The sequence below is a fragment of the Halopenitus sp. H-Gu1 genome, from assembly GCF_041821145.1.
In the GTDB taxonomy this organism is placed as follows: domain Archaea; phylum Halobacteriota; class Halobacteria; order Halobacteriales; family Haloferacaceae; genus Halopenitus.
Genome location: NZ_JBGUBC010000005.1, coordinates 55,120 through 81,597, shown reverse-complemented (window position 1 = coordinate 81,597; position 26,478 = coordinate 55,120). Strand labels below are relative to the sequence as shown.

Genomic DNA, 26,478 nt, shown 5'->3' with positions numbered 1-26,478 from the left:
TCACGTCCCGACGAACGCGACCGTCACAACCGCTCGGCGCGATGCTCCGAAATGATCTGATCGACGAGCTCCGCGTTCCGTGCCCGCTCTCGCTTTTCGGCCCGCCGCTTCCAGTCGTCGATGGCGGCCTCCACGTCGCTTTCGCGGGCGACCGCAAGTTCGTCGACCTCTTGGATGGTGACGTCATCGGCCGGCGCGACCGGGATCGACGCGTCAAAAAGCACTGCGTCGGCTGCATCCGAGAGGTTCCCCGCCCGGAGGACGAGGCGCGGCTCCGTCTCCGCGAGTCGGAGTGCAGTCCGGCGTCCGGCACCGGATGCGTCCCGCAAGTAGACCACGTCGTCGGGGGCCAGTCCGTACTCGCGGTCGGCGGTCTCGATCGCATCGAGCGTGAACTGCTCGACCACCTTGACCGCGAGGAGGTCTCGTCCCGCCGCAACGTCGGTGAAATCGGAGTGATCGAGTTTCCAGAGCGCCTTGAGACGTTCGAGTTTGTCCTCGAGTTCGTCGACCCGTTCGCGGGCCTCGTCGCGTTCGCGTTCAAGGCGATCCGTCTCGCGTTCGAGCCGGGAGACCGAGCGTCGTTCACGGGCCTCGATCCGCTCTTTACGTTTGGCATCGGAGAGCTCCGTCTCGAGGTCATCGATCCGGTCGTCTCGCGCGTCGAGTTTGTCGGTAAGGTCGTCGACGTGACCCTCCAGCCGGTCGACACGGTCGCGGAGCCGCCGGATCTCGCGTTCCTCCTCGCTGAGATCCGGCTCGTCCGACTCCTCGTCTCCGTCGCTTGTTCCGTCGCCCCCACCATCGCCGTTCGTTCCGCCCGGGTCCGCGTCGTCCCGGAGGTCGACAATGGCAGACTCGACGGACTGCTCGTCCGCGATCACGCGGGCGATTACGGCGTCCCGATCGAGCCGCGGTGGGGTCTTTTCGGCGATACGGTCGAACTGGTCGGCGTGATCGTCGAGCGCGAAGAGGGCCGCCGCGAGCGCGTCGCGCTCGTGGTCGTTTTCGGTTTCTATCTCCCGGGTTCGATGGAGCTTCTCGTCGATCGGGAGGTCGCTGTCGGGGATCCATTCGGCGGCGTCGAAGGACCGCCGGAACTTCTCGACGGTATCAGGCATCGGCTCGACGTCCGCCGCGATGATCGCCGGCCGACCGCGTTCGACGATCCATTCGATGACGTCGCCAGTATCGGCGGTTCGCGTCGAGTGGACGTCGTGGACCGTTCCGTCGAAGCCGACGACGGCCACCGCCGTGGTCGTGCCCGGATCGATCCCGACGATGACGTGATCGCGGCGCTCCACCAACGGTCCGAACTCGATGCCGTCGCGTCGCTCGCGTTCGATCTCGACGCGGACGTCTCCGGCGCGCGAACTCGAGATGGGAATGTTCTCGGGGCGCGCCGAGACCGTGAAGATGGCGTTCGAATAGCCCCCGTACTTCTCGGTCACCTCACGATCGTACTCGAGGTTCGCCGACCGGAGTTCGGATTCGACCTGGCGGGTCCGCTTTTTGACGTTCCCGTGGATCCGGCGGGTATAGCGGTCCTGGCTCCACCCACCCTTCCCGGTCGAGCGGCCACGAGCGACCTTCACCCTCGTCTCGTCGGTGAAAGCCGTCACCTCGTGTCCGACGTTCACTGCTGCGAGCCGGGCGGCGGCCTCCGCTTCAGCCATTGGGTCGGATTCGTGGGGGATTCCATGTCGGGAGGCGACTCGCGAGAGAGGTTCGGGTCGCTCGGCACCGGTCACCTGCACGAGTCGGGTGCCGTCCGGCAGCGATCGAAGGAGCTGAACGAGTTCGCCCTTGTCGGCAGCCAACTCGTAGGCGTTGTCGGTGGCGATCCGCGCCGGCTCCTGGTCATCGATGAGCCGGAAGAGCTTTCGCAGGGAGACGACGTCGCGGTCGATCCGAGCGATCGGTCCATCGACGTCGGGGAGCTCGGCGTCAGGTACCTCCTCCTCGTCAGCCTCGTCGATCGGCGTAAGGGTCACGAGGGCGTAGGACGGCGAATCACCACGAACGTCGCCGCTTTGCACGTCGACCCCGAACACCGGCCGATCGAGGGCGCGGATGGTCCCGGCAGTCACGTCCGGCGATACGCGATCGACGGGTAAATACTCCACGCCGGCGGGGTCAATCGAAATGGGGTCGGATCGGCGACTCCCGTCTTGCCGCCCACGGACGTCCTACTCGTCTCCCGCGTCCGGATACGGGACCTCCACCGTCTGGCCGTCGTTCGGGATGAAACACTCGCCATCGAACGCCTCGCGGGCTTCGGCTTCTATCAGTGAGGCGTCCCCGGTATATCGCGAGGAGATGTGGGTGAGAGCGAGTCGCTTCGCGGCGGATCTGGCGGCGATCTCGCCAGCCTCGCGGCCGGTCGAGTGGGCGGTCTCACGCGCTCGCTCAGCCATGTCGTCGGCGAAGGTTGCGTCGTGAACCAGCAGGTCGGCCTCGTCCGCGACCTCGACGGTCCGATTCTGCGGGCGCGTATCGGCAGTGTAGACGACCCGCCGACCGGGACGCGGCGGGCCGACGACCTGTTCGGGGCGAACGACCGTTCCGTCCTCGAGTTCGACTGATTCGCCCTCGTGGAGCCGGCCGAACTTCGGACCGGACGGGACGCCGAGTTCCTCGGCCTTCGGCCGATCGAAGCGGCCGAGACGGTCGTCCTCCTCGATGACGTACCCCTGTGAGCGCGTGCGGTGGGCAGTCTCGAAGGCGCGAACCTCGTACTCCTCAGCGTCGAACGCGACGGTTCCGGGGACCGCCTCCTTGATCCGCACCTGAAAGGACGAATCGTGGCCGGCGACGTGAACCAGATCGTCGATTTTTCGCGTCGTATTGGGCGGACAGTGGATCGTAAGTGGACGGTCCCGGTCGTTGAAGTCCATCGTCTGGATCAGCCCGGGAAGTCCGAGGATGTGATCGCCGTGGAGGTGCGTAAGGAAGACGCGATCGACCGAGAAGCCGGTCCCGAATCGCATCATCTGTCGTTGGGTTCCCTCGCCGCAGTCGAAAAGCAGGCGGTCTCCCTCGCGGTTGATGTAGATGGCGCTCGGGGCCCGCTCGGTCGTCGGGACTGCGCCGCCGGTCCCGAGGAAGCGCACGCGCAGGGACATGTCCACATTTCCGGCGGGAACTGATAAACCGGTGTCGAAAGTCGGGCCGGACGACGACCGATCCGTCATCGACCGTCGATCGACCGGGATCACAACCCATGCGATCGACCGATTCTTGAGTACGCGTCGCGGACAGATCGGTAATGGACGGACCGCTGTGGACGGAACGACACGCGCCCGACCTCTCGGAGATCCGTCAGACCGAGGCGCGCGAGCGGTTCGATCGCGCGCTCAGCGAGCCGATGAACCTCGTGGTTCAGGGGCCCTCGGGCGTCGGCAAGACGGCAGCAACCCGTGCGCTCGCTCAGGAGGCGCACGCCGATCCGGAAAACGACCTGATCGAGATCAACGTCGCGGATTTCTTCGGACGGACGAAAAAGGAGATCCGCACCGATCCCCGCTTCGAGTCGTTCCTCTCGGGGCGCAGCCGGATGGCGAAACGCGACATGATAAATCGCGTGCTCAAGGAATCGGCGGCCTACGCTCCGATGACGGGAAGCTACAAGACGGTCGTTCTCGACAACGCCGAGGCGATCCGCGAGGACTTCCAGCAGGCGCTTCGGCGTGTGATGGAGCAGTACCACCGGACGACACAGTTCGTCATCACCACCCGTCAGCCGACGAAGCTCATCCCGCCGATCCGCTCGCGATGTTTCCCGATCCGGATGCGCGCGCCGACCGTCGAGGAGACGATCGACGTGCTCGCCACGATCAGTGACCGTGAGGACGTGGATTACGACGACGACGGGTTGGAGTTCGTCGCCAGCGCCGCGGGCGGCGACCTCCGGCGAGCGATCCTCTCCGCGCAGGCAACCGCGATCGAGGGCGAGGAGATAACGATGTCGACCGCCTACGAGACGCTCGGCGAGATCGGCCACGACGAGGCGATCCGCGAGGCACTCACGGCAGCCCAGAACGGCGATCTGGCGGACGCGAGAAGCACGCTCGAGGATCTGCTCGACGAGGAGGGATACTCGGGCGAGGATCTGCTTCGCGAGCTGCTTCGGGTCGCTCGCGCAGGATCGACGTACAACGGGACCGAACTCGGACGACTGCACAAACTCGCCGGCGAGACCAGCCTCGATCTCGCCGAGGGACTCGACGATCGGCTCCACCTCACGCGTCTGCTTGCTACGTGGGTGGCCGGGCGCGACACCCTCGATGGCGAGCTGCGGGAATCGGTGGAGGCCTGATGCGGATGTCGTCAACGAGGTCCCAGCCACCGCTTGCTCGTCTCCTCCCGTTTCCGGTCGTCGCGGACGCCTGGCGGCTCGCCCGGATCCCCGCGTTGGTCGGGGCGGGAATGATCGTTCTCGCACCCCCGATCGGTCTCGGCCTATTCGCGCTGGCGCTTGCGATCCTCTGGTTCCATCGCGATCCCGAACGGTCTCCTCCCGAACCATCGTCCGATCCGGACGCGAACCCGCCCGCGGTCTCGCCGGCCGACGGGACCGTCTCCATCATCCGCGAGGAGGGCGACCGGCTGCGCGTGGGCGTGTTCATGAACGTCACGGACGTCCACGTGAACCGTGCGCCCCTCGCCGGGACGGTGACCGACGTTCGCCACCGGCCGGGAGCCAACAAACCCGCCTTCAGCAAGGACTCCGATCGGAACGAGCAGGTCGTGATCGACTGCGGGGAGTACGAGTTATTCCTGATCGCCGGCTGGTTCGCTCGCCGGATCCACTCACACGTCTCGGTCGGCGACGACCTCGATCGCGGAGCGCGCGTCGGCCACGTCTCCTTCGGGTCGCGTGCGGACGTCCTGTTCCCGCCGTCGATCGATCGCAAGGACCTGTGTATTAGCGAGGGCGAAACCGTTCATGCCGGCGAGACCGCACTCGTCGGTTCCTAACGGGGGAGAATCGACGTACTGGCGTCCGATTTCGGATCTGATCGACGAACCCCGACCTGAGAACGTATCCCGTGAATCGATCACTCCTCAGCGGGAGGTGAGGCCAGTAGATCCTCCTCGTGGGCCGCGATCGCCTGGATGACCGTCTCTGCATCCGCCTCCGGAACGTCGAACTCATCGAGGGTTTCGGACAGAATGTCGACTGCCCGCTGGATGTGATCGGGCGTAAACGGAACGTGGAGATGAGCCTCACGGACGGGTTCCGCATCGTACGACTCCGGACCGCCCGCCGCTTCACACAGGAAATCCGTCTGTGTCTCTCGAAGGGTCTCCATATCGGCCCCTTCGAAAAAGGGCGCTAACTCGTCGTCAGCGAGGAGCCTGTCGTAGAACGCATCGACGACGGCCCGGATTCCTTCATGTCCTCCAAGCCGATCGTACAACGTCGTCTGTGCCATGTCCACGAGTTCGGCGTCTCCGAACTAAACGATTTGGACCCGCAGTACAGCCGGGATCGATACCAACCGAAACCCGACGGTCGTCCGAGAACGGAAACTCGTTCGACGGCACGCGACGACCGATTCTCACACGTATCCCTCGATCATCCCCTCGACGTACTTCGCGATCACGTCGACCTCCAGATGGACCGGATCGCCGGGGGCCTTCTCCGAGAGGGTGGTGTGTTCATAGGTGGTCGGGATGATCGCGACCTCGAAGGCGTCCTCCCGGCGGTCGGCGACGGTCAACGAGATGCCGTCGAGCGCGACCGACCCCTTCGAGACCACGTATTGGCCCTGATCCGCGGGGATCTCGAACATGAACCGCCAATCCTCGCCGACTGACTCGATCCCCGTCACGGTCGTGACCGTATCGACGTGTCCCTGCACGAGGTGGCCGTCGAAACGGCCGTCGGCGGGCATCGCGCGCTCCAGATTGACGACGTCGCCGACGGCGAGATCGCCGAGATACGTCTTCTCGACCGTCTCGCTGGCGAGAAACACCTCGAAGACGCCGACGTCGTCGGGGCCCGATTCCACGAGATCCACGTTCACGAGCGCCTCCGAATCCGCGACGGTCACGTCCGCGCCGTGTGCCTCGACGGTGAGACAGACGCCGCTGACGCTGATCGACTGGCCGTGGGACAGTTCGGTGAATCCCTCGACGGCGATCGCGAGCCGGCGGCCGTCCGCAGTGCGGTCGATGCCGACGATCTCGCCGACGGTTTCGACGATCCCGGTGAACATACGCCGGCTTCGAGCGGCCGAGTGAAGTCGTTGTCGTGTGGCGATGCCGACGAGGAACGTCCGATCGATATCCCGGTTCGCGCCGTTTATACGGCGGCGACGGCTACCGATCGGCGATGCGACTCGGAATTCTGGACACCATCGGGCTCGCAACCACCGTCGTGTTCGCGTTGCCGGTTGCGAACTACGGCGTGATACGCGCATTCGAGGGCGAGACGGCCCTCGGCATCGCGATGGTCGGCGTCGCGATCGCGATGGTCGTTCTCCCGCAGTATTTTCTGGACCCGGAGCGGATCCTTCGGGGACTGCTTGCCGGACTCCTCCCGAGGCGGCTTCGATCGGCAAGCGAGGAGGACACGAAGACCGGAGACGCGGCCGAGCCGATAGAGGAGTGAGACCGGGAACTGACGGAGGCGTGAGAACGAGCGCCGAACGGGAGGGGGAGAGCGCCAGCGAGGACGACCGGATCGAATCCGTTCAATATCGGGCGATCGCACGTTCGACCGTCGATCGCAGTTCGTCAAGCCGGTCGATCCGGTCGGCGAGCATCGAGAGGATCGGATACCGGGCCGATTGCTCCCGGTAGAGGTACCGTGGAACGTCCCGACTGTCGCCCGGAACTCGTAGCTCGCGACGTTGTCGGTGGAGCACCGCCTGACGCTCGCGAGCGTGCTCTGCACACCGGTCTCGGAGGGTCTCGGTCCGCGCGCAGTAGGCGTCGAGGGCACCGAAGTCCATGCCGTCGAAGTCGGCCGCCGCGATCGTCTCGATCTCGGTCGTGACCTCCAAGAGCGGATCGGCAAGATCCTCCAGTGAGGCGGCTTCCATATCAAGCGTATCGAGAAACGACGCTCGATGCACCCGAAGTCGCTCGGTCGCGCGCCGGAGTTCGCGTTTGAGCCTGGGATCGAGGGCCACACCGCGGGTGAGTGCAGTGGCCATCTCGGCGCCGAATTCGGCGGCGAGGCTTTCGGGATAGGTGTCGTCATAGTCCTCGACGTAGTGAGGGACGCTCATCACGGTCTCCTCGTAGGCGTCCCGAACGGCGACCAATCCCGGCGAGGTGGAGCGGATGGTCGAGGTGCCAACCGGACGCAAGGGTGACGCGGGGCGTTTCAATGTCCCGCCGGCGTCGATGTCCGTGAGCCGCTTCCGGAAGGCGCGGAACGCCTCTCGCTCGTCGACCACCCGCCGGCGCTCCGTCCGGAGCGTTCGCCACATCACCGCAATCTGTGTGCGTGCGGGGTCGTCGCTCCCGCCACCCCCGTCGTTTGCCTCCCGTTTCGATCCGGTTGACATACGATCGCACGCGTGCAGCGACGGCTTAACCGCTTATATGTGATCTCAGAGGGCTATGGACCGAACCGAGCGCTACGATCCGATATATAGGTCTCGGGGTCGCCTCCCAATCGACGTATTTCTCCGGACGTCTCCTCCGTCCTGGATAGCTATCCGATTCTTATATATCAATCATATTATGATTAATGTACCGGCACGGCCTCCGTTCAGTCGATGGCGCAGAACCCACGGCGTCCGTCCGAGCGCGTATCGCGGCGAAAGTTCCTGCTGGCATCTGGTTCGGCGGGTACGGTCGCACTGGCCGGGTGTACCTCCGGAAGCGGTGACGAAAACGGTAGCGGCGGTGACGGTGGCGGGAATGGCGGAGACGGTAACGGCGACGACAACGGGGGAGGCAACGACGGCAACGGCGATAGAGATGAAAACGGCACCGGCGGCTCCGAGACGCTCTCGGGGAACATCCGGATCTCGGGGAGCAGCACGGTGTACCCGGTCGCGACCGCAGTCAGCGAACTCTTCCAGGAACGGCATCCCGAGGTGAGTTTCGACATCAGCCGCGACGGTAGCTCCGGCGGCTTCGAGAACGTCTTCATCCCGGGCGATGCCGACATCAACAACGCGAGCCGCGCGATCACCGACGAGGAGATCCAGGCCTGTCAGGACAACGGCTTCGAGGCCGTCGAGTTCATGGTCGCTCAGGACGCGCTTACCGTCGTCATCAACAACGATAACGACTGGATCGATTCGTTGACCTACGACGAACTCGCCCAGATCTGGACTCCGGACGACACGCCGGAGACGTGGGCCGACGTCAACTCCGATTGGCCCGACGAGCCGCTCGACCTGTACGGGCCGGCCTCGACCTCGGGGACGTTCGATTATTTCACCTCGACGATCCTCGGAGAAGCGGGCCGGATCCGGGACGACTTCGAGGGCACCGAGGAGGACGATCAGATCGCTGCGGGCGTCGAAGGGAACCAGTACGCGCTCGGATACCTTCCGTTCGCCTACTACACGAACAACCCCGACGAGACCACCGCGGTTCCGCTCGCGGAGACGGCCGACGACGAGCCCACGGATCCGAGTCTCGATGCCGCCTCGACCGGCGAGTACCCACTGGCGCGCCCCTTGTTCTTCTACGCCAACAGCGAGCGGATCGCCGAGAAGAACCACCTCCAGGAGTTCATCCGCTTCTACATTGATCGGACGACCGATCGACAACTGATCGCCGAGGAGATCGGCTACGTCCAAAGCTCGGAGGAGCAGGCAGCGGAGAACCTCGACACGCTCGAACAGTACGTCTGATCGGTCGTATCCGCCGGTCCCTCGTCGTGACCGTCACGGCGCGTGAACCACCCTCCCGCGACCTCGTTTCCATTCATCAGTCATCGATGCCACACTCACGGGACTCACCCATTCGACGCGACGGACTCGCGGTACGCAAGGAACGACTCTATCGCCGACTGCTCGCCGGATCGGCGCTTTTGACGTTCCTCGTCACCGTCGGGATCGTCCTCGCATTGATCGGCCAAACGCTCCGGTTCTTCGGTGCGATCTCGCCGATCGACTATCTCACCGGAACCGACTGGAGCCCCCTCATCGGGGACCCGACGTACGGCGTGTTACCGCTCGTCAGCGGAACCCTCCTGATCACGTTCGTCTCGGCGGCGATCGCCCTCCCGATCGGGCTGGCGATCGCGATATACCTGAGCGAGTACGCCTCAAATCGGGCTCGTTCGGTGTTCAAACCGACCTTGGAGCTGCTCGCCGGAGTTCCAACCGTCATCTACGGCTACTTCGCGCTCGTGTATCTCACGCCGATCCTCGATCGGCCGCTTCCGCTTTCGATCCCCATTATCCCGACGTGGACGCCGGTCCTCCCCGAATACACGCTCGTCGTTCCCTCGCTTCGGACGTTCAACGTGCTTTCGGCGAGCATCGTGGTCGGGTTGATGATCATCCCGATGGTTTCGTCGATCAGCGAGGACGCGTTGAGTGCCGTTCCCGACAGTCTCCGCAACGCGGCCTACGGAGTCGGATCGACGAAACTCGACGTCTCGACACGCGTCGTGGTGCCGGCGGCCACCTCCGGAATCGTCTCCTCGTACGTGCTGGCACTCTCCCGGGCGATCGGCGAGACGATGGCGGTGACGATCGCCGCCGGTCAGAGCCCCCGGATGCCGTATTTCCCGAACGTACTCGATAACCTCGCCCAATCGACGGAGACGATCACGGCCGCGATGGTGAACATCGCGCAGGCGGAATCACGAAGCGGAGTGGCCTTCGAATCGATGTTCGCGCTGGGGATGACGCTTTTCGTCATCACGCTCATCATGAACGTCCTCGCGGAATGGATCCGGCGCCGGTACCGGGAGGAGTACGCTTGATGGCGACCGACGTACCGACCACGACGCTCGAGGAGTCCGGTACCCAAGCGAGCAGACGCTGGCGGCGGCTCAAGGGCATCCTCTTCGAGAGCATACTCGTCGCCGCGACGCTGTTCGGGCTCCTTGCACTCGTCGCCATCGTCGTCCTGATCGGCCTCGACGCGTTGGCACCGCTGTCGGCAGGTCCCTCGTGGTACCTCATCTACCTGGTGACGCTCGTCACACCGACGAGCGCGGCCACGCTCTACATCCGGCGGCATCCCCCGGCGCGGCGCGTCAACGCCACGGCGTTCGCGGTCACGTTCGGGGCACTCACAGTCAGTTTCGTCGCCTACGTGATTCCGGAGGCGTTGAGCCCCTACGACGTGGCCATCTTCGCGCTCTTCGCCTTCGTCCCGCCGACCATCGTGATCGGCTACACCCGGGTCCGCTCGACGACGCACCTGACCGGTCCCGTGGTCCCCGTATCGGTGCTCGGCGGTATTCTGGCGGCGTTCGCGAGCTACGGCGTCGTCCGGCCGATCGCGGGGATCGTGGCTCGCTGGGTCGTCTACGTCGTGCTCGTGACCGTCCCCGTTGCGATCTCGCTTGGCGTCCTCGCCGATCGCCGCCACTCCCGACGGGCGGGATTCGCGAGCGCCACCGCCGTCGTGACGGCCGCAGCCCTCGCCGGCGTGATCGGGATCGCCAGGGGAGTTGATCCCTCGATGTGGGTCGTTGCCGTTTCGGCGTTCGTCGCCCCTGTAGCGTTCCTCGTCGGTGACGTTCTCGTGACCCGCCGGGAGGGTCGCGTCGGCTTGATCGGGCCGGTCGTGGTGGTTGGCGGCGTCCTGCTTGGCGCGTGGCTCACCGCACGCCTCGGGGTCGCCGGCCCGGATAGCTGGCTCACGCCGACGCTGCTTTTCGATAGTTGGTCATCGTTCCGACCGCGAGAGGCCGGCGTGTATCCGCAGATCGTCGGATCGATCCTGATCGTCTCGATGATGGCGGTCCTGGCGTTTCCGGTCGGGATCGCCGCCGCGGTCTACCTCGAGGAGTACGCCCCCTCGACCGGGCGGTACGGACGCGTTATCGACGCGCTCGACGTGAACATCTCGAATCTCGCCGGCGTCCCCTCGGTGGTCTACGGATTGCTCGGACTCGCACTGTTCAGACGGGTCGGCGGGCTCGAACCCGGGATCGTTCTCGCGGCGAGTGCAACGCTCGGGCTATTGATCCTGCCGATCGTGATCGTCTCCTCCCAGGAGGCGCTCCGGGCGGTTCCGCCGGAGGTCCGCGAGGGATCGCTCGGGCTCGGCGCCAGTCGCTGGCAGACCGTCAGAAACGTCGTCCTTCCGGAGGCCGTTCCGGGGATCCTGACGGGGACGATCCTCGCGCTCGGACGCGCGATCGGCGAGACCGCGCCGCTCGTGATGATCGGCGTCGCGACCACGAAGTTCTCCGCGCCGAACGGTTTGCTTTCGGGCGCGACCGCGCTCCCTCTCCAGATCTTCGCGGCAAAGGGTAACAACATCCCCGAGTACCGCGAGGGTGTCGTGGCCGCGACCGCGATCGTCCTGTTGGCGTTACTGATCGGGATGAACGCGGCGGCGATCCTGATCCGGAACCGGTACCAGCGGGAGGATCAATGACCGAAACGCGCACGCTACAGCAGGTCAAGGGAGGGACTTACACCGTCTCGATCCCCCGGGAGTGGGCCGAAGCGCGCGGCGTCGAAGCGGGGGAGCCGATCGCATTCCACCGCCGACCCGACGGATCGCTGCTTGTTCGCTCGACCGATCCCGCCGATCGTCCGCTTGCGTTCACCCGGATTGTGGTGGCCGGGGCGGACGAGAGCGACGACGATTCCGACGGAACCGACGACATCGTTCGTCGGCTCCGGTCGGCCTACGTCGCCGGCTACGAACGGATCGTGGTCGAACCACCACCTGGCGATGGGACGAAAGGGACGACGTCAACCGCATCGATTTCCGACGGGACGCGTCGTGCCGTTCGATCGATGGCCCGAGGATCGATCGGAATAACCCTCGACATCGAGGCCGACGATCGGATCGTGCTTCGAGAGGTAACTGACGCTGGAACCGCTCCGTTCGCCGAATGGATACGCCGGCTTCGACGCCTGTCAGCGAGCACTCAGGCTGAGGCGGTCGAATCGATCCTGGATGGGGTATCGGAACCCTCTGCACCGCCGTCTCTCGATCACGTCGCATCCAACAGGGAGGACCGTACCAGGCTCGTTGACGCCATCACGAGATACGTCACGCGAGCCCTCGCGGACCCCGACGTGTTCGACCGGCTGGGATTCGACTGCCGCCGCCTGGTGGGATACGCGCTCATCGCCCACGAGCTCGACAGGATCGCCGACGATGTGGTTGCTCTCCACCATGGCTGTGCACACGTCGATCTCGGGACGTGCTCGCCTTCGGAATCGTTCGTCGAAACCGCCGATCGGCTCACCGAGGACGCGCACCACGCACTCGAACGAGCCGTAATTGCCGTCACGGGCTCAATCGATGCGAACACCTCGACGCCATCCCATGGTCGATCCGATCACGCGATCGCGGCCATCGAAACACGTGATCGGGTGCTTGACCGCGTCGGAGCCCTCCGTGACGCCCTCCGTTCAGGATCATCGACACGGAGCGACTACCGCGCGACCTGTGCGCTCGGAGTGCTCGTCAAGACCGTCGAGTGTGCAGCCAGGATCGCTACCCTTGGAATTCACGATCGCGAGAGCGACGTCTGATGGGGTGAACGAGCCGTAAAAGTGGGAGTGGGTCGGTCGGCCACACGCCGTCCCATTCGGCCGATCAGCGACGTTCCGGAACGATCCCGGTCGGGGAGTTCACGAGCGTCTCGACGGCCGAATCGGTCACGACGAGGAGGTCTCGAAGCCGAACTCGTCCGACGTCGGGGTCGCGAACGCTGGCGTCGATCGCCAGTACGGTGTTCGGCCGGAGATCCGCCGTCGCCGTGAGCGCAGGGGCCTCCCGCCGTTCGAGTCCGACGCCGTGACCGGCATCGTGGGTCAACCCCGACTCCCGGTTGGCCGGGTTTAGATCGAATCCGTAGGCGCCGATCTCGGCGGCGACCTCCTCGTGAAGGATCGACGCTCGGACCCCGGGTTCGATCGCATCGATCCCCGCCTCGCGGGCGGATTCGACCGCGAGGTGGGCGCGTCGCTCCCAGCCGCCGTCGCCATCCACGACGAACGTTCGGGCGAGGGCACCGTAATAGCCATCCGGGCCGTGCGGCGCGAGCCCGATCACGATCGGCTCGCCGGCACGGAGGGGCTCACCGGTAGCATCCGATCCGGACCGGGAACCGCATTGTACGGTCGTGTTTCCTGCCGCATCGACGCCCGCAAGCGCCATGGCCGCGTTCATCTCTCGACGGAGCCGATCGACCGACAGCGGTTCGCCGTCCCAGAGAAGAGCGCGGGGGTCATCCGACCCGAAACGACCCTCGGCCAGGATCGTCGCCGCCCGGTCCATCCCGCGGGCGGCACCCGCCTGAACGCGGCGGAGCCGGTCGATCTCAGCGCCGGATTTGACCGCCCGTGCCTCCCGGATCGCAGTCGTCGAGGTGAGCGCATGGCCGGCGTCTTCGAGGTAGACCACGGCGTCGTGGGGGATCGTGCGTGGAACGAGGATGTCGGCGGTGTCCCCAACGAGGTCAGTGACAATCGACGCAGCCCGCTTTCCGACCGGAGCATCAAGATCGTCCGTCCGGATCGATCGATCGAGTCCGTCATCGACGGTGGTGGAAGTGGCAGCGGTGGCGACAGTGTCGACGAACCGCTCGCGAGCACGCTCGATGCTTCGATGGCCCTCGGACGGGCAAAGAACCGCGGCATCGGTCGTCACGACGATCGCAACCCGACCCTGAAACCCGTCGAGGCGGGTGAGATATTGTAGATCAGCGTCGAACCGATCGCCGACCACGACGAGCGCGTCGGCCCCCTCCTCGGCGAGTCGGGGGGAGAACGTCGAGAGGTCGGTGACGAGCGGCGAGACTGACCCGTCCCTCTCCGCGTCGGTGCTCGTGGCTGCGCCTGTGCGCGTTCCCTCGTCGATCACGGTATCGACACCGCCCACCTCACGGCTCGGGTTCGGGCGCCGCAAGCTCCGCTTGCACGTCCTCGAGCAGTTCGTCGACGGGCTCGTCACGAAGCTCGTTGTAAAGCAGCACGCTCACCGGCAGCGTCGGCGCGCCGTTTATGAGATTCTCGAGGAGGACGAGCCGCTCGCGAGCGCGCGACATTCCGACGTAGAAGACGCGGCGTTCGTTGTCGGCGAGGACCGGCACGGGATTCGTCGTCTTCGTGAACTCCTCGACGCCGTCGACGTCGGTGGGGTCCTCGACGGAGGCGGCAAGCTGTTCGACTACCTTCTCCGTAAGGTCCGTCGAGACGAAGACGTGGTCGGCCTCACGACCCTTCGCGGAGTGGATCGTTCCCACCCGGACGCGATTCGGGTCGACGTCCTGGTAGTCGCCATCGAAGTAGGCCTCGATGGAGTTCCGCTGGAAACTCGTCACCTTTCGGACCATGTCGCTCGCGCTGGTCCGATCGGGCATGAACGGAGCGTACTCCGTGATCGTCTCCGGGTCGATATCTATCGCCGTGATGTCCTCGACGTCCGCCGTCTCCTCCAGATCGTCGAGATGGTCGTAGAACGCATCCCGCTCGTTCGTTCCGAACGTTGAATCCTGGAGCATGTCCGCAAGCCGACGAGCCTCCAGGCCGGTCACGGGCTCGTCGTCGTTGTACTTCTCGATGGCGCGGACGTAATCGGTGAGCCGATCGGTCCACATCCGGCCATCGGTAAGCAGCGTGAAGGGAATCCCGTGATCGAGGAACTCGTCGATGAAATCGAACATCTGATAGCGTGCCCGAAACAGACACATGACGTCCCCGTCGTCGTCCTCGACGGTGTAGCGGACGTTCCGGACGAGTTCGAGCATCGACGGGCTTTCGATCCCCTCGACGACGCCACCTTCCTTGCGCGGTCGGAGGTCCTTCTCCTGGCGCTTGTCGATGTGACGGATCTCCGCATTGACGACGTTGAGGATCCGGGAGGGCAGCCGGTAGGAGTTCGGGAGAACGACGTCCTCGTCGACGTCGGTGTCCAAGAGGAGGTCGGGATCGGCGCCCTGCCAGGCGTAGACGACCTGGTCGTCGTCGCCGGCGATGAGGGCCTTTTCCATGTGCGGTCGCCACTCGTTGAAGACGTCGTACTGGAGGGTGGTAATGTCCTGAAACTCGTCGATCACCAGGAAGTCGACGTTCGGGACGAGCGAGCGCTGGGCGACGCGTTCGAGCATGTCCGCGAAGCCGATGAGCTCGTGTTCACCCTTGAAGGATCGCCAGGCGCGGATCGCCTCCGGGACGTCGATCCGATCGTCGTCGGCCGGCCAGGTCGGAGTGTATTTGTTGCCCTCCTGGGCGTTCGGGTCGACCTCCGGGGGAAGGCGAACCTCCTCGACGTTCCATTTGAAGGGAACGTCATACCAGTCGGCGACGTCACGTTTGGTGCGCTGGAGCCACTGGGAGGTGGCGATGATCTTGTTCCCGATCGTCGTCGATCGTGCGGTTCTGCGGCTCGCGCCGCCGTATTCGTCCTCGAACTCGATCCCGAACTCCTCACAGAAGTCGGATTTGTCGTCATCGCCGACGACGTCCCCACGCGAGAGGTTGAGTAGTTCGTAGGCCTTCGCGTGCATCGTACAGACGTTGCCCTGAAGGGATCGCGGGGAGAGGTCACGACGTTCGGCGAGCCGGTCGCGGACCTCGGCGGCGGCCGCACGGGTGTAGGAGACGACGAGGACGTCTCGAACGTCGATATCGTCCTCCTCGAGGAGTTCGTCGACACGGTCGAGTAGCGCCGTCGTCTTCCCGCTTCCGGGACCGCCGAACAGGCGGGTCACGGTCGGGTCGGCATCGGTCATTGTACCCTTACATGAGGTGCGGTCGGATAAACGGCGTGGCTTCGGATCGATCCGCCGGAACGTTCCGGATCCTGGCCGGGCACGACGCCCGAAACGGCGACCGCGGGGAGGAGAGTGACGTGATCCGTGCGCATCGGAACCATACTCAGAGCGGACCGTAACCATCTTATGTGTCTCGCGAATACGAATAGATGAGTCCTGGTAGGGTAGTGGACTATCCTCTTGGCTTGCGGAGCCAGGGACCGGAGTTCAAATCTCCGTCAGGACGTTCACTTCGTTCACGACCTGACTTGCTCCACGCTCGCGTCCGCTCGCGTGGAACTCCGTCAGGACACCATTCCGTTCACGACCTGACTTGCTCCACGCTCGCGTCCGCTCGCGTGGAACTCCGTCAGGACACCATTCCGTTCACGACCTGACTTGCTCCACGCTCGCGTCCGCTCGCGTGGAACTCCGTCAGGACACCATTCCGTTCACGACCTCAGAACACGCGGATAGGACGACTTCGGTAGAATACTTCTCTCCGAGAGTTCCATGTGCGGTTCCCGAATCGGTATGCCGGCTCCCACCGGAACCGCGGACGTGGGTCGATCGGGAGTCCAGAACGTTCACGAACGCCCTGACACGGAGGACTCGCACCGATCCCAACCCGGCCGGAGCGAAACTGAATCGGACGGAACGGCCACCAGTAGGCGAGAGAACCCAGGGAGGCCTGTTTCACTTTCGCTTTCGGGGTCGCTTTTAAACCACCACGGAACGAGGTTCCACGTATGAGTCAGGCCACGTTCGACGACGACGACGACCTGTTCGGCGAGGCGGCCGCCGAAACGCGCGAGGAGGTCGAAACGCACCTGGAGGCGGCACGCACCGAGCTTCCCGACCCCGAGACCATCTGGGAGACCGACGCCGACAACGTCCTCGGGGTCCTCAACGGCCTCAAGTCGGCGATGGACGTCGGAGAGGCTGCCGACCACCTCCGACAGGCCAGAAAGGCCTACGTGCTCGGCGAACGCGCGGACGCCTTCGAGGATGCCGACGACCTCGGCGAGCGGATCGACGACCTTGCAGCACTGATCGAGGAGGTCGAGGCGGCCGCAGAGGAGGTCGCAGATCTCACCGGAACGATCCCTGCGATCCGCGGATCCCTCGAGGATGCCCACGAGGACGCCGCAGGCGACGTGGAAGCCGACCCCGAAGAGGCGGAAGCGGAGTAGCGGAGGCTCGACGTCCGATCGCCTCAGCGAAGGGTCGCGATCGTCGTCACTCCGCCGTGTTCTTCCTCGTCATCTCGCGATCGACGACTGCCGCCACGAGGTCCGCAAGCGACTCGCTCGCGAGATCGACCAGCAGTTCGCCGCGCTCGCGGTCCCCCGCCCGCGGATCGCCGACCACTCCGTTATCGGTGAATTCGTCGGAGCCGTGCGCGAGGTTCACGCCCGCGACCCACTCGCCCCACCGGTCGGCTGCGCCGTCGGCGGCCGCCTCGATCCGGTCCTCCCGGACGAGTTCCGGATGGGTCGCACGCAGGAACGCGGTCTCGAGCGGTCCACCGTGGCCCATGTCGCCGGCGTGCTCGCCGACCGACTGGAACCAGGTGAACGCGACTGCATAGCCGTCGTGAGACCGATCGCGGGAGAACCGCCGGGCGACCTCCGCGAGCGCGTCGACGTTCCCGCCGTGCCCGTTCGCGAGGACGACGCGGTCGATCCCATGAGAAACGAGGGACTCGATGGCCTCGCGGACGTACGCACGGAACGTGTCGGGACTTACCCACAGCGTGCCGTCGAACGCGCGATGTTCCTCGGCGATCCCGACCGAGATCGTGGGTGCGACGAGCAACTCGCCGCGGGTCCCGTCGGCAGGATCCTCGGAATCGGCCGCAGTTCCGGAATCGGCCGCAGTTCCGGAATCGGCCGCAGTTTCGGAGTCGACCTCACCGTAAGCGTCGACGGCGGCAGCCGCGACGGCCTCGGCGGTGAGCGCGTCCGTCCCGAGCGGTGCGTGGGGTCCGTGCTGTTCGGTGCTCCCGACCGGGATCACCGCCGCATCGATCGTGGCGTCGCGGACGTCCGTCCAGGTGACCTCCGAGAGGTGCATATGCCCACTCCGGGACGACGGACCGTATAGCCGGCGGTCGGTCCGGCGTGAGGAGGTCTCGTTCGATTTCCGAGGGCGAACCGCGTCTCAGTCGTCGAGATCGCTTTCGGCGTCGATCGTGGCGGTTCGCTCAGCCGCGCGTTCGATGAACTCACGGGGGAGCTCCTCGATCTCGCCAGCCTGGACGCCCCAGAGGTTCGCATACAGTCCCTCGTTCGCGAGCAACTCCTCGTGGCTACCACGTTCGACGATCTCGCCGTCCTCCAAGACGAGGATCGTGTCGGCGTCCTTGATCGTCGAGAGTCGGTGGGCGATCGCGAAGGTGGTGCGGTCGGCCGTGAGCGAATCCAGCGATCGCTGGATGAGCAATTCCGTCTCGGTGTCGACGTCAGAGGTCGCCTCATCGAGCACGAGGAGATCGGGATCGGAGAGGACGGCCCGGGCGATCGTGAGCCGCTGCCGCTGGCCGCCTGAGAGCTTGACGCCGCGTTCGCCGACCATCGTGTCATAGCCGTCGGGGAGATTCTGTATGAATCCGTGAGCCTCGGCGGCCTTTGCGGCCGCGACCACGTCCTCGTCGTCGGCCTCGAAGGTGCCGTAGGTGATGTTCTCCCTGACGGTCCCGTAAAACAGGTACGACGACTGGCCGACGTAGCCGATCGACCGACGCAACGACGAGAGTGTGACGTCCCGAACGTCCTGGCCATCGATCCAGATCGCGCCGTCGTCGACGTCGTACATCCGAAGCAGGAGCCTGAGGACGGTCGACTTTCCGGCCCCGGTCGGCCCCACGAGCGCGACCGTCTCGCCGCCCTCAGCCGTAAAGTCGATCCCGGAGATGATCGGCTCCTCGTCGTAGCCGAAGGTGACATCGTCGTACTCGACGCGGCCCTCCTCGACGACGAGCTCCGTAGCATCCGGGTCCTCATCGAGCCGTGCCGGCTCGTCCATCAATCCGAAGACGCGTGCTGCCGAGGCACGGGCGCGCTGGTACATATTGATGATCTGTCCGAACTGCGCCATCGGCCAGATGAATCGTTGGGTGTACAGGATGAACACGACGAACATCCCGACCGAGAGGTCACCCGAAAACGGGCCTGGCGGACCCTGAAACACCCAGAGTCCGCCGATGATGAACGTGATCACGAAGCCGATTCCGGCGATCACCCTGAGGCCGGGGAAGAACTTGATCCGGGTCTCGATCGCGTCCCAGTTGGCGTCGAAGTAGTCGAAGGAGACGTCGTCGACGCGGTCGGACTCGTAGTCCTCCGTCGTCGCGGACTTGATCACCTGGATGCCACCGAGGTTGTTCTCGATCCGGGAGTTCAACGTCCCGACGGTCGAACGGACGTCGGCGTACTTCGGCTGGATCGTCTTCACGAACAGGTAGGTGAAGCCGGCGATGATCGGGACCGGAAACAGCGCGACCACCGCGAGTTGGGGGTTGATCCAAAAGAGGATGCCGCCGATCCCGACCACCATCACAGCCAGCCGGAACAGCGAGTTCATGCCGTCGTTGAGAAACCGCTCGAGACGGTTGACGTCGTTCGAGAGGACCGACATCATCTCCCCGGTCTGTTTGTCGGCGAAAAACGTCATGTTCAGCCGCTGCATCCGATCATAGGTGTCGGTCCGCACGTCGTGTTGGATGTGCTGGGCAAAGGCGTTGAAGCCCCAGTTTCGCAGCCAGTGGAACCCCGCACCCAGGAGGAACGCGCCGGCCACTACCGTGACGGTGAACCAGAACTGGCCGAGTTGCTCGGTCGGCAGCCACGCCTCCGGCAACACGACGAGCGGGATCTGCTCGCTGAAGGCGGCCACCTCGCCCGACTCGCGCTGGGACGGCGTGACGAAGATGGCGTCGACGGCGATCCCGAGCATCAACGGAGGGAGGAGATCGAGCAGTCGCGCGAAGACGCTCGCGAGGATCCCGACGGTCACGTGGCGGCGATAGGTCCACCCGTACTCTCGGAACAGCCGTTTCATCGGATTCTCGACCGCGTCCCGCTGATCCTCGAAGGGATCGTCGTCCTCCCAGTCGGGGCTGCTCATTCGGCCGAATCTACCGCGTTCGCGGCAAAGAGACTTCCCTTCAGGGAACGAGAAGTCGGCGATCGAAGGCGTTCGTGACGATCGACGGCCACGGAATCCTCTCAGCGATCGACGGTTACGGTTCCCCTCAGCGATCGATGATCACGCGATCGCCGGTCTCGATCCCGTGATCCGCCATGTAACCGTATCGAACCTCGAGGACGTACTGGCCCTGGCCCTCGTAGCGGGCGTCCGAATCCGCTTCGGCGGAGTGGATCGTCGAGATCGTGCCGTCTGCGTTGATGAAGACGATGTCGATCGGGAACGACATGTTCCGCATCACGTAGGCGTACGATCCGGGTTCGTCGTGGATGAAAAGCATGCCCTCGTCCGGATCGAGCGACTCCGTCTCCGAGAGGCCGGTGTAGCGCTTGGTCTGGGTGTCGGCGATTCGGACCTCGACGGTCGCCAGCCGCTCGCCGGTGTCTCCATCCTCGATCTCGACAGTGGTCCGATCGTACTCGCCTGCCTCGGCGGGCCAGAGGTCGACGGCGAGCAGGCCGAGAGCGGCGGCGACGAGTAGCAGGCCGATGACGGTGAGACGGCGGTTCACATGAGTGGTTGGCGCCGCGGAAAGAAACCGTTTTCCGCTCCGGGACCGATCGAAAGCGTACGGGCTTGTGGTCTAGCTGGTTATGACGCGGCCTTTACAAGGCTGAGGTCGGCGGTTCGAACCCGCCCGAGCCCATTTTTGGGACGAACGAAGAGAGTCACAGGAGTGTCTGCGAGGGCGGTCGGGCCCTATCAGTCGTGCTCGCTCACTGCGTTCACTGCGCACGACTGAGTCCGGTTCGAACCCGCCCGAGCCCATACCTGTAGCGAACCGCACGGTGAGCCACAGGTATGGAAGGGCGAGTTTGAAGCAAGGAACGGAGCGAGCGAAGCGAGCGGAATGAGTGAGGTTCGAACCGGAAGAGCCGCAGCCGACGTCACGTCGCTAGCGGCGTGGTCGCTCCGGTGCGCGGTTGTGCCTGTCGGCAGACTAATGCTCGCCGACGTATTTTTGCTAATACCAAACCGATAAGACGCACGTCGAATGGTTTGATAGATCGCCCGTTTCGAGAGCCCTATCACGAGATATCGGGGTATCTTGATCACCAGATTAGACCGGTTACCACGGGACAGTTCAAGATTGATTTATAAGAAGGGTGTTGAAACGACAGCGAAGTCAGTGAAGTCACCACTCCTTTTGAGGCAACGGTACCCCGACGACCAACAAACCAAGGTGAGAGATCGTCTTACTTTGCTCGTGAAGCAAGAGAAATTCGACGGACAAACCAGCGGTATTCCACAACATATATCTCGTTTTAGCGGGAGAAACCCAATATATTGGGTGACTAAGTTGATATCAATTTATATTATTATTAATCAGGAACGTCAAAAAGATATATAAGTGAGAGCGACGGACCCAACGTTGCATATGACGGATGACCGGTATTTTGGTAAAGCCAAACGGCGAACGTATTTAAAGAACATCGGAGGTGTGGTCGGAACATCAGCGATCGGTGCTCTGGCTGGCTGTACGGGCAATGGCGGTAACGGAAACGGCGGTAACGGCAACGGTAACGGGAATGGCAACGGCAACGGCAACGGTGGCAATGGAGACACCACGCCGACTCCGGAGGAGGGCTACGACAGGGAGATCGACAAAGTGTTCATGTCTCCCGATAGCCTCGAGATCGACCTCTGGAGAGCCTTCCTCAACGGCATGAAGGAGGCGGCCCAGGACTTCGGCATGACGGCCGATGCACAGGACCACGGCGGACAGTTGAGCCAGCAGATCTCGCAGATCGAAGGCGCGATCACGAGCGGTGCGGACATCATAGCCGCGACTGCCCCGAGCGACTCAGGTGTCCGATCGCTGGCGGAGACGGCAGTGTCCAATGGCGTTCCCTTCTTCGAGTACTGGTCGATGGGGAAATGGCTCCTGCCATCGTCAGTCGGAGAGGAGTTCGTCCAATATCAGATTCCAGAGACGTTCCACGCAGGAGCGATACCTGCCAAAGTTCTCTTCGAAGAGATGGGTGGAGAAGGGAACTACGTCATGATATTGGGTCCGGAAGGGCACATCGGATCGTATCGCCAACAGGGCGCCCTGGCGGCAGCAGAAGAGTATCCCGACATTAATCTGCTGGACCAGATCTATTCGGGAGGGTGGACTCGTCGACATGGTCGTGAAGTGATGTCGTCGTTCATCTCGAATTACGGCGACGACATCGACGGCGTGTACGCCAACAACGGCACCCTCGGCTTGGGCGCGGCGTCGGTCCTCTCGGAGAACGACATGGCGATTCCGTTCACCGGATTCGACGGCGCACTCTCGAACATCGAGTATCTCCAGAACAACGGTCCGGACTCCGGCGAACCGTACCAGGTGCAAGAACAGGCTGCGCCACCGTTCTGGCAAGGAGGCTGGGCCGTCGCCAAGGGTTGGGACTGGCTTCACGGATGGCGTCCCGAAACCCCGGAACGGATGATGTGGGTTCGAACCCTCACGGTCCTCAACCCCGAACTCGACCAGTCGAAATTCAGCGACCTCGAAACCAGATTCGCCACGCCGGAGGAGTACCTGTCCGTGGCGTACAGTGACGGGCACTCCCCGTACGATTGGAAGGCGATGTCCGTCCACGAGAGCGGTGACGACTGGGACCCCCAACACGAACTCGTTCCGATCCGACAGTCCGAGTGGAACCAGCTCCAGTGGACCGAAGACAACAGGCCAAACAATCTCGACATCCCCGACGCGTACGACGACGAGGAATTCTTCGACCAGATCGAGGAGGATTACCGGAGGCGGAACGAGAACGGGGACAACCCATACCTATGACTGCTGTCGCCAGGAGACCTCGTGAACACCGCGGACGGACGTCCGAAGATGGATCAATACGAGTCATGAGATGAGTGCGAACGTCGACTTGGACGAGCAAAAGGCCGGACAGAACTCCGGGTCCGACGTCCGATTCCGGATCGAGAACGTCCGGAAGGAGTTCACGAACGTCGTCGCACTCGACGACGTCGACTTCGAACTCCAAAGCGGCGAAGTCGTCGGGCTCGTCGGCGAGAACGGAGCCGGCAAGAGCACGCTCCTCAACATCCTCAGCGGCATCTATCAGCAGGACCAGGGCCGCATCTACGTCGACGGCGAGGCGGTCACGATCGAGACACCGCGCGACGCCGCCCAGCACGGCATCGCGATCGTCCACCAAGAACAGAACATCATTCCGAACCTCTCGGGATACGAGAACCTGTTTCTGGAACAGTTCCCGGACTACTCGACCGCCGGTGTTCTCGACTCGGGCGCACTGAAGCGGGAGGGAGAGGAGGTTCTCGACACGCTCGGCATCGACTTGGATCTCGAGAAACGCGTCTCGGGCTACTCCTTCAGCGATCGGCAGATGCTGAGCATTGCGAGGGCGTTCACCGAGACGGTCTACACCGAAAACCCGATCATCCTGCTGGACGAACCGACTGCCGGGCTCGAGGAGGACGGACGCGATCTGCTCTTCGACCGCATCAACGACCTCCGTGACCAGGCCTCATTCGTGTTCGTCTCCCACGAACTCGACGAGGTCCTCGAGATCAGCGACCGCATCTACGTCCTCCGAGACGGGAAAGTCGTCAACCACCTCCAGCGGGACGACGCAAACGAGGACAAACTGCAACAGAGCATGGTCGGTCGCGAGGTCTCAGAGGAGTACTACCAGGTTTCCAAACAGCGCGAACTCGCGGACGAGGACACGGTCCTCTCCGTATCCGACCTCCGGAAGCGGGGCGGCTTCAAGTCCGTCTCCTTCGACGTCCAACGCGGCGAGATATTCGGCATCTGTGGCGTGATGGGCAGCGGCAAAAGCGCGCTCGGTCGCGTCTTGAGTGGTGTCGACGCCACCGACGAGGGAATGATCGCCGTCGATGGCGAGACGGTCCCTACGGGCTCCGTTTCCCGGATGGTCGAAAACGGCATCGGATACGTGCCCAAGGATCGCCAATCGGAGGGCACCCTGCTCTACCAGCCGCTCCGGGTCAACGTCTCGCTCCCGAGTCTCGGGACGGACCTCATCGCCGACAAGGTACCCGGACTCGGTTCGGTGCCGTGGCTCATCGACTTCGACAAGGAGCGAGCCATGTCGGAGGACGTCGTGGAGGAACTCAACGTCAAAACCCCGAGCATCGAGTCTCCGCTCATCCAGCTCAGCGGGGGGAACCAACAGAAGGTCGTCCTCGGGAAGAACCTCCAGCGGGAGGTTTCGGTTCTCGTCATGGACAACGTGACTCGTGGCATCGACGTCGGTGCCAAAGAGGAAGTCTACCGTCTCCTCCGGCAACTCGCCAACGAGGGCGTCTCGATGATTTTCATCGCCGACGAACTCCCCGAACTCATCGGAATGAGTAATCGCATCGGCGTGATGAACGAGGGGGAAATGGTGGATATCGTCGACGCACCGCCCGGCGACAAGCCGTCCGAATCTGAGATAATCAAAAAGATGATCTAACCATGCCAGGAGATACTTCCGGAAACTCGGTCCTCGATTGGTTCGAAGCGTATCGCAGCAATCGCTCGGTAGCGGACATCCTCATCGACCTCGGTCCGTTCCTGATGTTGCTAATACTGATGGCCATCTTCACCGTGCTGTCGGACGTGTTCTTGACCTACGACAACCTGGTCGGGAACGTAATGATGAACAGCACGATCTTGCTGTTGGTTGCGCTGGCCGGCACGTTCCCCATCCTCCAGCAGAGCATCGACCTGTCCGTGGCGTCCATCGTCTCGCTGAGTGGCGTCATCACGGCGTTGCTCATCAATAACTACAGCCTCGGCCTGCTTGCGCTCGTCATTGGCGTCCTTGCGGGCGTCGGCGTCGGCCTGCTGAACGGCGTGGTGTTCGCGAAAGGAAAGATCCCCTCATTTCTCGTCACGCTCGGTTCACTGTCCGTCTTTAGCGGATCTGCCCTCCTGATGACTGGCGGCCGCGCGGTTCCGTACAACGCGCCTGGAATCCGAGAGATCGCCATCGGGAACGCCATCCCCAACGTTCCGAATCTCGTTCTGTGGGGATTACTCTTTTACGTGTTAGCCTCCCTGCTCGCATGGAAGACGACGTTCGGACGCTACACGTATGCACTCGGCGAGAACGAACGAGTCGCGGACTTCTCGGGCGTGAACGTCGACCGATACAAGATCGGTGCGTTCGTGGTCTCCGGAACGCTCTGCGGGCTCGCAGGGGTGCTGTTGACCGTCCGGATCTCCTCTGCGACCTCCGGCATGGCCGACGGTCTGCTCTTGGAGAGCATCGCGGCCATCGTGATGGGTGGCACTGCTCTCACCGGCGGCGTCGGCGGCCCGCACCGAACCATCCTCGGCGTGCTGGTCATCGGCGTGTTGACCAACGGGATGAACCTCCTGAGCATCCAGTCGTTCGTCCAGGAGATCGTCCTCGGGTTCGTCGTCATCTTCGCCGTGGCCCTCTCGATAGACCGCGACAAGATAGACGTCATCAAGTGAACGCAGAGCCGTTTTTGCTTTCGATCGGGGGCTCCCGAGAACGTACCGGCCGCCAAAAATACTAATATCACCGAAGAGTAGCTGAGTTGACTATGGCTCAAAAAGAACGCAGAGACACGAGACTGGGTGAGAGACCGAACCCTCGTGGCTGGTCGAAACCGGATCCCGTGCATGGAGGTGCTGGCGATGGCCGATGATGGCTCCGTCCTCGCCGCGATGCAGACGCTCGCCGACGGGGAGTGGGTCGATCTCTCACACACCCTCGAGGAGGGGATACCGTCGGTTCCCACCCACGCTCGATATGGACACACGCTCTATCAGTCCTACGAGCGCGGTGACACGGCGTGTCACTACCGGCTGACTCTCGGCGAACACACGGGAACGCACATCGACGCACCACTCCACTTCATCCCCGACGGGGACGCCCATTACGACGTCGCGACGATCCCGATCGACCGCCTCGCCGGCCGGGCTGCGACGATCGACGTATCCGATCATGGACCGCAGGAGACGGTCCCCGTCGACCGAATCGAAGCGTGGGAGAGCGAACACGGTGCTATCCAGGAGGGAGATCGAGTTCTCTTCCGGTTCGGTTGGGACCGCTACTGGGACACGGGGGAGAAGGGACAACAGTATCTCGACGGTTGGCCCGGTCTCTCCGGAGAAGCCGCCGAGTATCTCACCGACGCGGGCGTCACGGTGGTCGGCTGTGACACGCTTGCCATCGACGCGAGCGGCGAGGACGAGTTCCCCGCACACTACGAACTACTCGGTAACGAGACGTACATCGTCGAGAATCTCACCAACCTGGAAGAGTTGTCACCGTTCTCGCTTCTGTTCACCGTTCCCCTGAAAGTCGAGGACGGATCGGGATCCCCGATTCGTGCCTTCGCGGTCGTCGACTGAACCACGGGAGCCCCCGGGAAGTCGA

At 63.8% G+C, this 26,478-nt stretch carries 22 protein-coding genes and 2 tRNA genes; 14 read left to right on the top strand and 10 right to left on the bottom strand.

Annotated elements, in window-relative coordinates:
* Positions 1-23: 23 nt before the first annotated feature.
* Both ACERIT_RS05495 and rnz read right to left on the bottom strand, forming a co-directional pair.
* Complete coding sequence (locus ACERIT_RS05495; protein WP_373673830.1) at positions 24-2,090, bottom strand: DUF460 domain-containing protein; 2,067 nt, start codon at positions 2,088-2,090, stop codon at positions 24-26.
* 99 nt (positions 2,091-2,189) lie between these two features.
* Positions 2,190-3,125 carry a ribonuclease Z gene (gene rnz / locus ACERIT_RS05490; RefSeq protein ID WP_373673829.1) on the bottom strand — a complete coding sequence of 312 codons (936 nt, stop codon included), beginning with the start codon at positions 3,123-3,125 and terminating at the stop codon, positions 2,190-2,192.
* Between the two features lie 143 nt (positions 3,126-3,268).
* Here rnz and ACERIT_RS05485 point away from each other — a divergent pair, with 143 nt between their 5' ends.
* Both ACERIT_RS05485 and ACERIT_RS05480 read left to right on the top strand, forming a co-directional pair.
* Entirely contained in the window at positions 3,269-4,318 is a 1,050-nt protein-coding gene (locus ACERIT_RS05485) for an AAA family ATPase (protein WP_373673828.1), read from the top strand.
* A 5-nt stretch (positions 4,319-4,323) separates the two neighbouring features.
* Entirely contained in the window at positions 4,324-4,980 is a 657-nt protein-coding gene (locus tag ACERIT_RS05480; RefSeq protein ID WP_373673827.1) for a protein sorting system archaetidylserine decarboxylase, read from the top strand.
* Between the two features lie 80 nt (positions 4,981-5,060).
* Here the strand turns inward: ACERIT_RS05480 and ACERIT_RS05475 are convergent, their stop codons facing one another.
* Positions 5,061-5,438: a truncated hemoglobin gene (locus ACERIT_RS05475; RefSeq protein WP_373673826.1), complete on the bottom strand. Its 378-nt coding sequence runs from the start codon at positions 5,436-5,438 to the stop codon at positions 5,061-5,063.
* Positions 5,439-5,564: 126 nt separating this feature from the next.
* Positions 5,565-6,224, bottom strand: coding sequence for a riboflavin synthase (locus ACERIT_RS05470; protein ID WP_373673825.1), 660 nt, complete (start codon positions 6,222-6,224; stop codon positions 5,565-5,567).
* 116 nt (positions 6,225-6,340) lie between these two features.
* Between ACERIT_RS05470 and ACERIT_RS05465 the strand changes: the two genes are divergently transcribed.
* Positions 6,341-6,619, top strand: coding sequence for a hypothetical protein (locus ACERIT_RS05465; protein WP_373673824.1), 279 nt, complete (start codon positions 6,341-6,343; stop codon positions 6,617-6,619).
* 82 nt (positions 6,620-6,701) lie between these two features.
* Here the strand turns inward: ACERIT_RS05465 and ACERIT_RS05460 are convergent, their stop codons facing one another.
* Positions 6,702-7,523, bottom strand: coding sequence for a hypothetical protein (locus ACERIT_RS05460; RefSeq protein WP_373673823.1), 822 nt, complete (start codon positions 7,521-7,523; stop codon positions 6,702-6,704).
* A gap of 213 nt (positions 7,524-7,736) precedes the next feature.
* Between ACERIT_RS05460 and ACERIT_RS05455 the strand changes: the two genes are divergently transcribed.
* From ACERIT_RS05455 to ACERIT_RS05440, 4 genes are all read left to right on the top strand, one after another.
* Positions 7,737-8,828, top strand: coding sequence for a PstS family phosphate ABC transporter substrate-binding protein (locus ACERIT_RS05455; protein ID WP_373673822.1), 1,092 nt, complete (start codon positions 7,737-7,739; stop codon positions 8,826-8,828).
* A gap of 86 nt (positions 8,829-8,914) precedes the next feature.
* Positions 8,915-9,910, top strand: coding sequence for a phosphate ABC transporter permease subunit PstC (gene pstC, locus ACERIT_RS05450; protein ID WP_373673821.1), 996 nt, complete (start codon positions 8,915-8,917; stop codon positions 9,908-9,910).
* On the top strand, positions 9,910-11,541 hold the full coding sequence (pstA, locus tag ACERIT_RS05445) for a phosphate ABC transporter permease PstA (protein WP_373673820.1): 1,632 nt from the start codon (positions 9,910-9,912) through the stop codon (positions 11,539-11,541). The genes pstC and pstA overlap by 1 nt, the downstream gene beginning before the upstream one ends.
* Positions 11,538-12,656, top strand: a complete 1,119-nt coding sequence (locus tag ACERIT_RS05440) for an AbrB/MazE/SpoVT family DNA-binding domain-containing protein (RefSeq protein WP_373673819.1) — start codon at positions 11,538-11,540, stop codon at positions 12,654-12,656. The genes pstA and ACERIT_RS05440 overlap by 4 nt, the downstream gene beginning before the upstream one ends.
* 64 nt (positions 12,657-12,720) lie before the next feature.
* Here the strand turns inward: ACERIT_RS05440 and ACERIT_RS05435 are convergent, their stop codons facing one another.
* Together ACERIT_RS05435 and ACERIT_RS05430 are read right to left on the bottom strand one after the other, a co-directional pair.
* Complete coding sequence (locus ACERIT_RS05435) at positions 12,721-14,034, bottom strand: M24 family metallopeptidase (protein WP_373673818.1); 1,314 nt, start codon at positions 14,032-14,034, stop codon at positions 12,721-12,723.
* Positions 14,009-15,859, bottom strand: a complete 1,851-nt coding sequence (locus ACERIT_RS05430; RefSeq protein WP_373673817.1) for a UvrD-helicase domain-containing protein — start codon at positions 15,857-15,859, stop codon at positions 14,009-14,011. Before ACERIT_RS05430 ends, ACERIT_RS05435 begins: the two co-directional genes overlap by 26 nt.
* Positions 15,860-16,054: 195 nt before the next feature.
* Between ACERIT_RS05430 and ACERIT_RS05425 the strand changes: the two genes are divergently transcribed.
* A tRNA-Arg gene (locus tag ACERIT_RS05425) sits at positions 16,055-16,127 on the top strand.
* A gap of 502 nt (positions 16,128-16,629) precedes the next feature.
* Positions 16,630-17,073: a DUF5790 family protein gene (locus ACERIT_RS05420; protein ID WP_373673816.1), complete on the top strand. Its 444-nt coding sequence runs from the start codon at positions 16,630-16,632 to the stop codon at positions 17,071-17,073.
* Between the two features lie 46 nt (positions 17,074-17,119).
* Here ACERIT_RS05420 and ACERIT_RS05415 read toward each other — a convergent pair whose 3' ends face one another.
* The 3 genes from ACERIT_RS05415 to ACERIT_RS05405 all read right to left on the bottom strand — a co-directional run bounded on the left by ACERIT_RS05415 (position 17,120) and on the right by ACERIT_RS05405 (position 20,600).
* Positions 17,120-17,956 carry a creatininase family protein gene (locus ACERIT_RS05415; RefSeq protein ID WP_373673815.1) on the bottom strand — a complete coding sequence of 279 codons (837 nt, stop codon included), beginning with the start codon at positions 17,954-17,956 and terminating at the stop codon, positions 17,120-17,122.
* 87 nt (positions 17,957-18,043) lie between these two features.
* On the bottom strand, positions 18,044-20,008 hold the full coding sequence (locus ACERIT_RS05410; protein ID WP_373673814.1) for an ABC transporter ATP-binding protein: 1,965 nt from the start codon (positions 20,006-20,008) through the stop codon (positions 18,044-18,046).
* 127 nt (positions 20,009-20,135) lie between these two features.
* Positions 20,136-20,600: a DUF192 domain-containing protein gene (locus ACERIT_RS05405; protein WP_373673813.1), complete on the bottom strand. Its 465-nt coding sequence runs from the start codon at positions 20,598-20,600 to the stop codon at positions 20,136-20,138.
* A gap of 61 nt (positions 20,601-20,661) precedes the next feature.
* Here ACERIT_RS05405 and ACERIT_RS05400 point away from each other — a divergent pair.
* From ACERIT_RS05400 to ACERIT_RS05380, 5 genes are all read left to right on the top strand, one after another.
* Positions 20,662-20,735: transfer RNA gene (locus ACERIT_RS05400), tRNA-Val, on the top strand.
* A gap of 795 nt (positions 20,736-21,530) precedes the next feature.
* A complete protein-coding gene (locus ACERIT_RS05395) occupies positions 21,531-22,874 on the top strand; it encodes a sugar ABC transporter substrate-binding protein (RefSeq protein WP_373673812.1) in 1,344 nt (447 codons plus the stop codon).
* A gap of 70 nt (positions 22,875-22,944) precedes the next feature.
* Complete coding sequence (locus tag ACERIT_RS05390; RefSeq protein ID WP_373673811.1) at positions 22,945-24,537, top strand: sugar ABC transporter ATP-binding protein; 1,593 nt, start codon at positions 22,945-22,947, stop codon at positions 24,535-24,537.
* A 104-nt stretch (positions 24,538-24,641) separates the two neighbouring features.
* Entirely contained in the window at positions 24,642-25,547 is a 906-nt protein-coding gene (locus ACERIT_RS05385; RefSeq protein ID WP_373673928.1) for an ABC transporter permease, read from the top strand.
* Between the two features lie 186 nt (positions 25,548-25,733).
* On the top strand, positions 25,734-26,453 hold the full coding sequence (locus ACERIT_RS05380) for a cyclase family protein (RefSeq protein WP_373673810.1): 720 nt from the start codon (positions 25,734-25,736) through the stop codon (positions 26,451-26,453).
* The last annotated feature ends 25 nt before the right edge of the window (positions 26,454-26,478 follow it).

Excerpts from the sequence above, each read along its gene's own strand:
- ACERIT_RS05385 (WP_373673928.1), top strand. The coding sequence starts at position 24,642 with ATGTTGCTAATACTGATGGCCATCTTCACCGTGCTGTCGGACGTGTTC.
- rnz (WP_373673829.1), bottom strand. The coding sequence starts at position 3,125 with ATGTCCCTGCGCGTGCGCTTCCTCGGGACCGGCGGCGCAGTCCCGACG.
- pstC (WP_373673821.1), top strand. The coding sequence starts at position 8,915 with ATGCCACACTCACGGGACTCACCCATTCGACGCGACGGACTCGCGGTA.
- ACERIT_RS05465 (WP_373673824.1), top strand. The coding sequence starts at position 6,341 with ATGCGACTCGGAATTCTGGACACCATCGGGCTCGCAACCACCGTCGTG.
- ACERIT_RS05485 (WP_373673828.1), top strand. The coding sequence starts at position 3,269 with ATGGACGGACCGCTGTGGACGGAACGACACGCGCCCGACCTCTCGGAG.
- ACERIT_RS05415 (WP_373673815.1), bottom strand. The coding sequence starts at position 17,956 with ATGCACCTCTCGGAGGTCACCTGGACGGACGTCCGCGACGCCACGATC.
- ACERIT_RS05475 (WP_373673826.1), bottom strand. The coding sequence starts at position 5,438 with ATGGCACAGACGACGTTGTACGATCGGCTTGGAGGACATGAAGGAATC.
- ACERIT_RS05430 (WP_373673817.1), bottom strand. The coding sequence starts at position 15,859 with ATGACCGATGCCGACCCGACCGTGACCCGCCTGTTCGGCGGTCCCGGA.
- ACERIT_RS05455 (WP_373673822.1), top strand. The coding sequence starts at position 7,737 with ATGGCGCAGAACCCACGGCGTCCGTCCGAGCGCGTATCGCGGCGAAAG.
- ACERIT_RS05480 (WP_373673827.1), top strand. The coding sequence starts at position 4,324 with ATGTCGTCAACGAGGTCCCAGCCACCGCTTGCTCGTCTCCTCCCGTTT.
- ACERIT_RS05420 (WP_373673816.1), top strand. The coding sequence starts at position 16,630 with ATGAGTCAGGCCACGTTCGACGACGACGACGACCTGTTCGGCGAGGCG.
- pstA (WP_373673820.1), top strand. The coding sequence starts at position 9,910 with ATGGCGACCGACGTACCGACCACGACGCTCGAGGAGTCCGGTACCCAA.
- ACERIT_RS05440 (WP_373673819.1), top strand. The coding sequence starts at position 11,538 with ATGACCGAAACGCGCACGCTACAGCAGGTCAAGGGAGGGACTTACACC.
- ACERIT_RS05380 (WP_373673810.1), top strand. The coding sequence starts at position 25,734 with ATGGCCGATGATGGCTCCGTCCTCGCCGCGATGCAGACGCTCGCCGAC.
- ACERIT_RS05470 (WP_373673825.1), bottom strand. The coding sequence starts at position 6,224 with ATGTTCACCGGGATCGTCGAAACCGTCGGCGAGATCGTCGGCATCGAC.
- ACERIT_RS05390 (WP_373673811.1), top strand. The coding sequence starts at position 22,945 with ATGAGTGCGAACGTCGACTTGGACGAGCAAAAGGCCGGACAGAACTCC.
- ACERIT_RS05460 (WP_373673823.1), bottom strand. The coding sequence starts at position 7,523 with ATGTCAACCGGATCGAAACGGGAGGCAAACGACGGGGGTGGCGGGAGC.
- ACERIT_RS05410 (WP_373673814.1), bottom strand. The coding sequence starts at position 20,008 with ATGAGCAGCCCCGACTGGGAGGACGACGATCCCTTCGAGGATCAGCGG.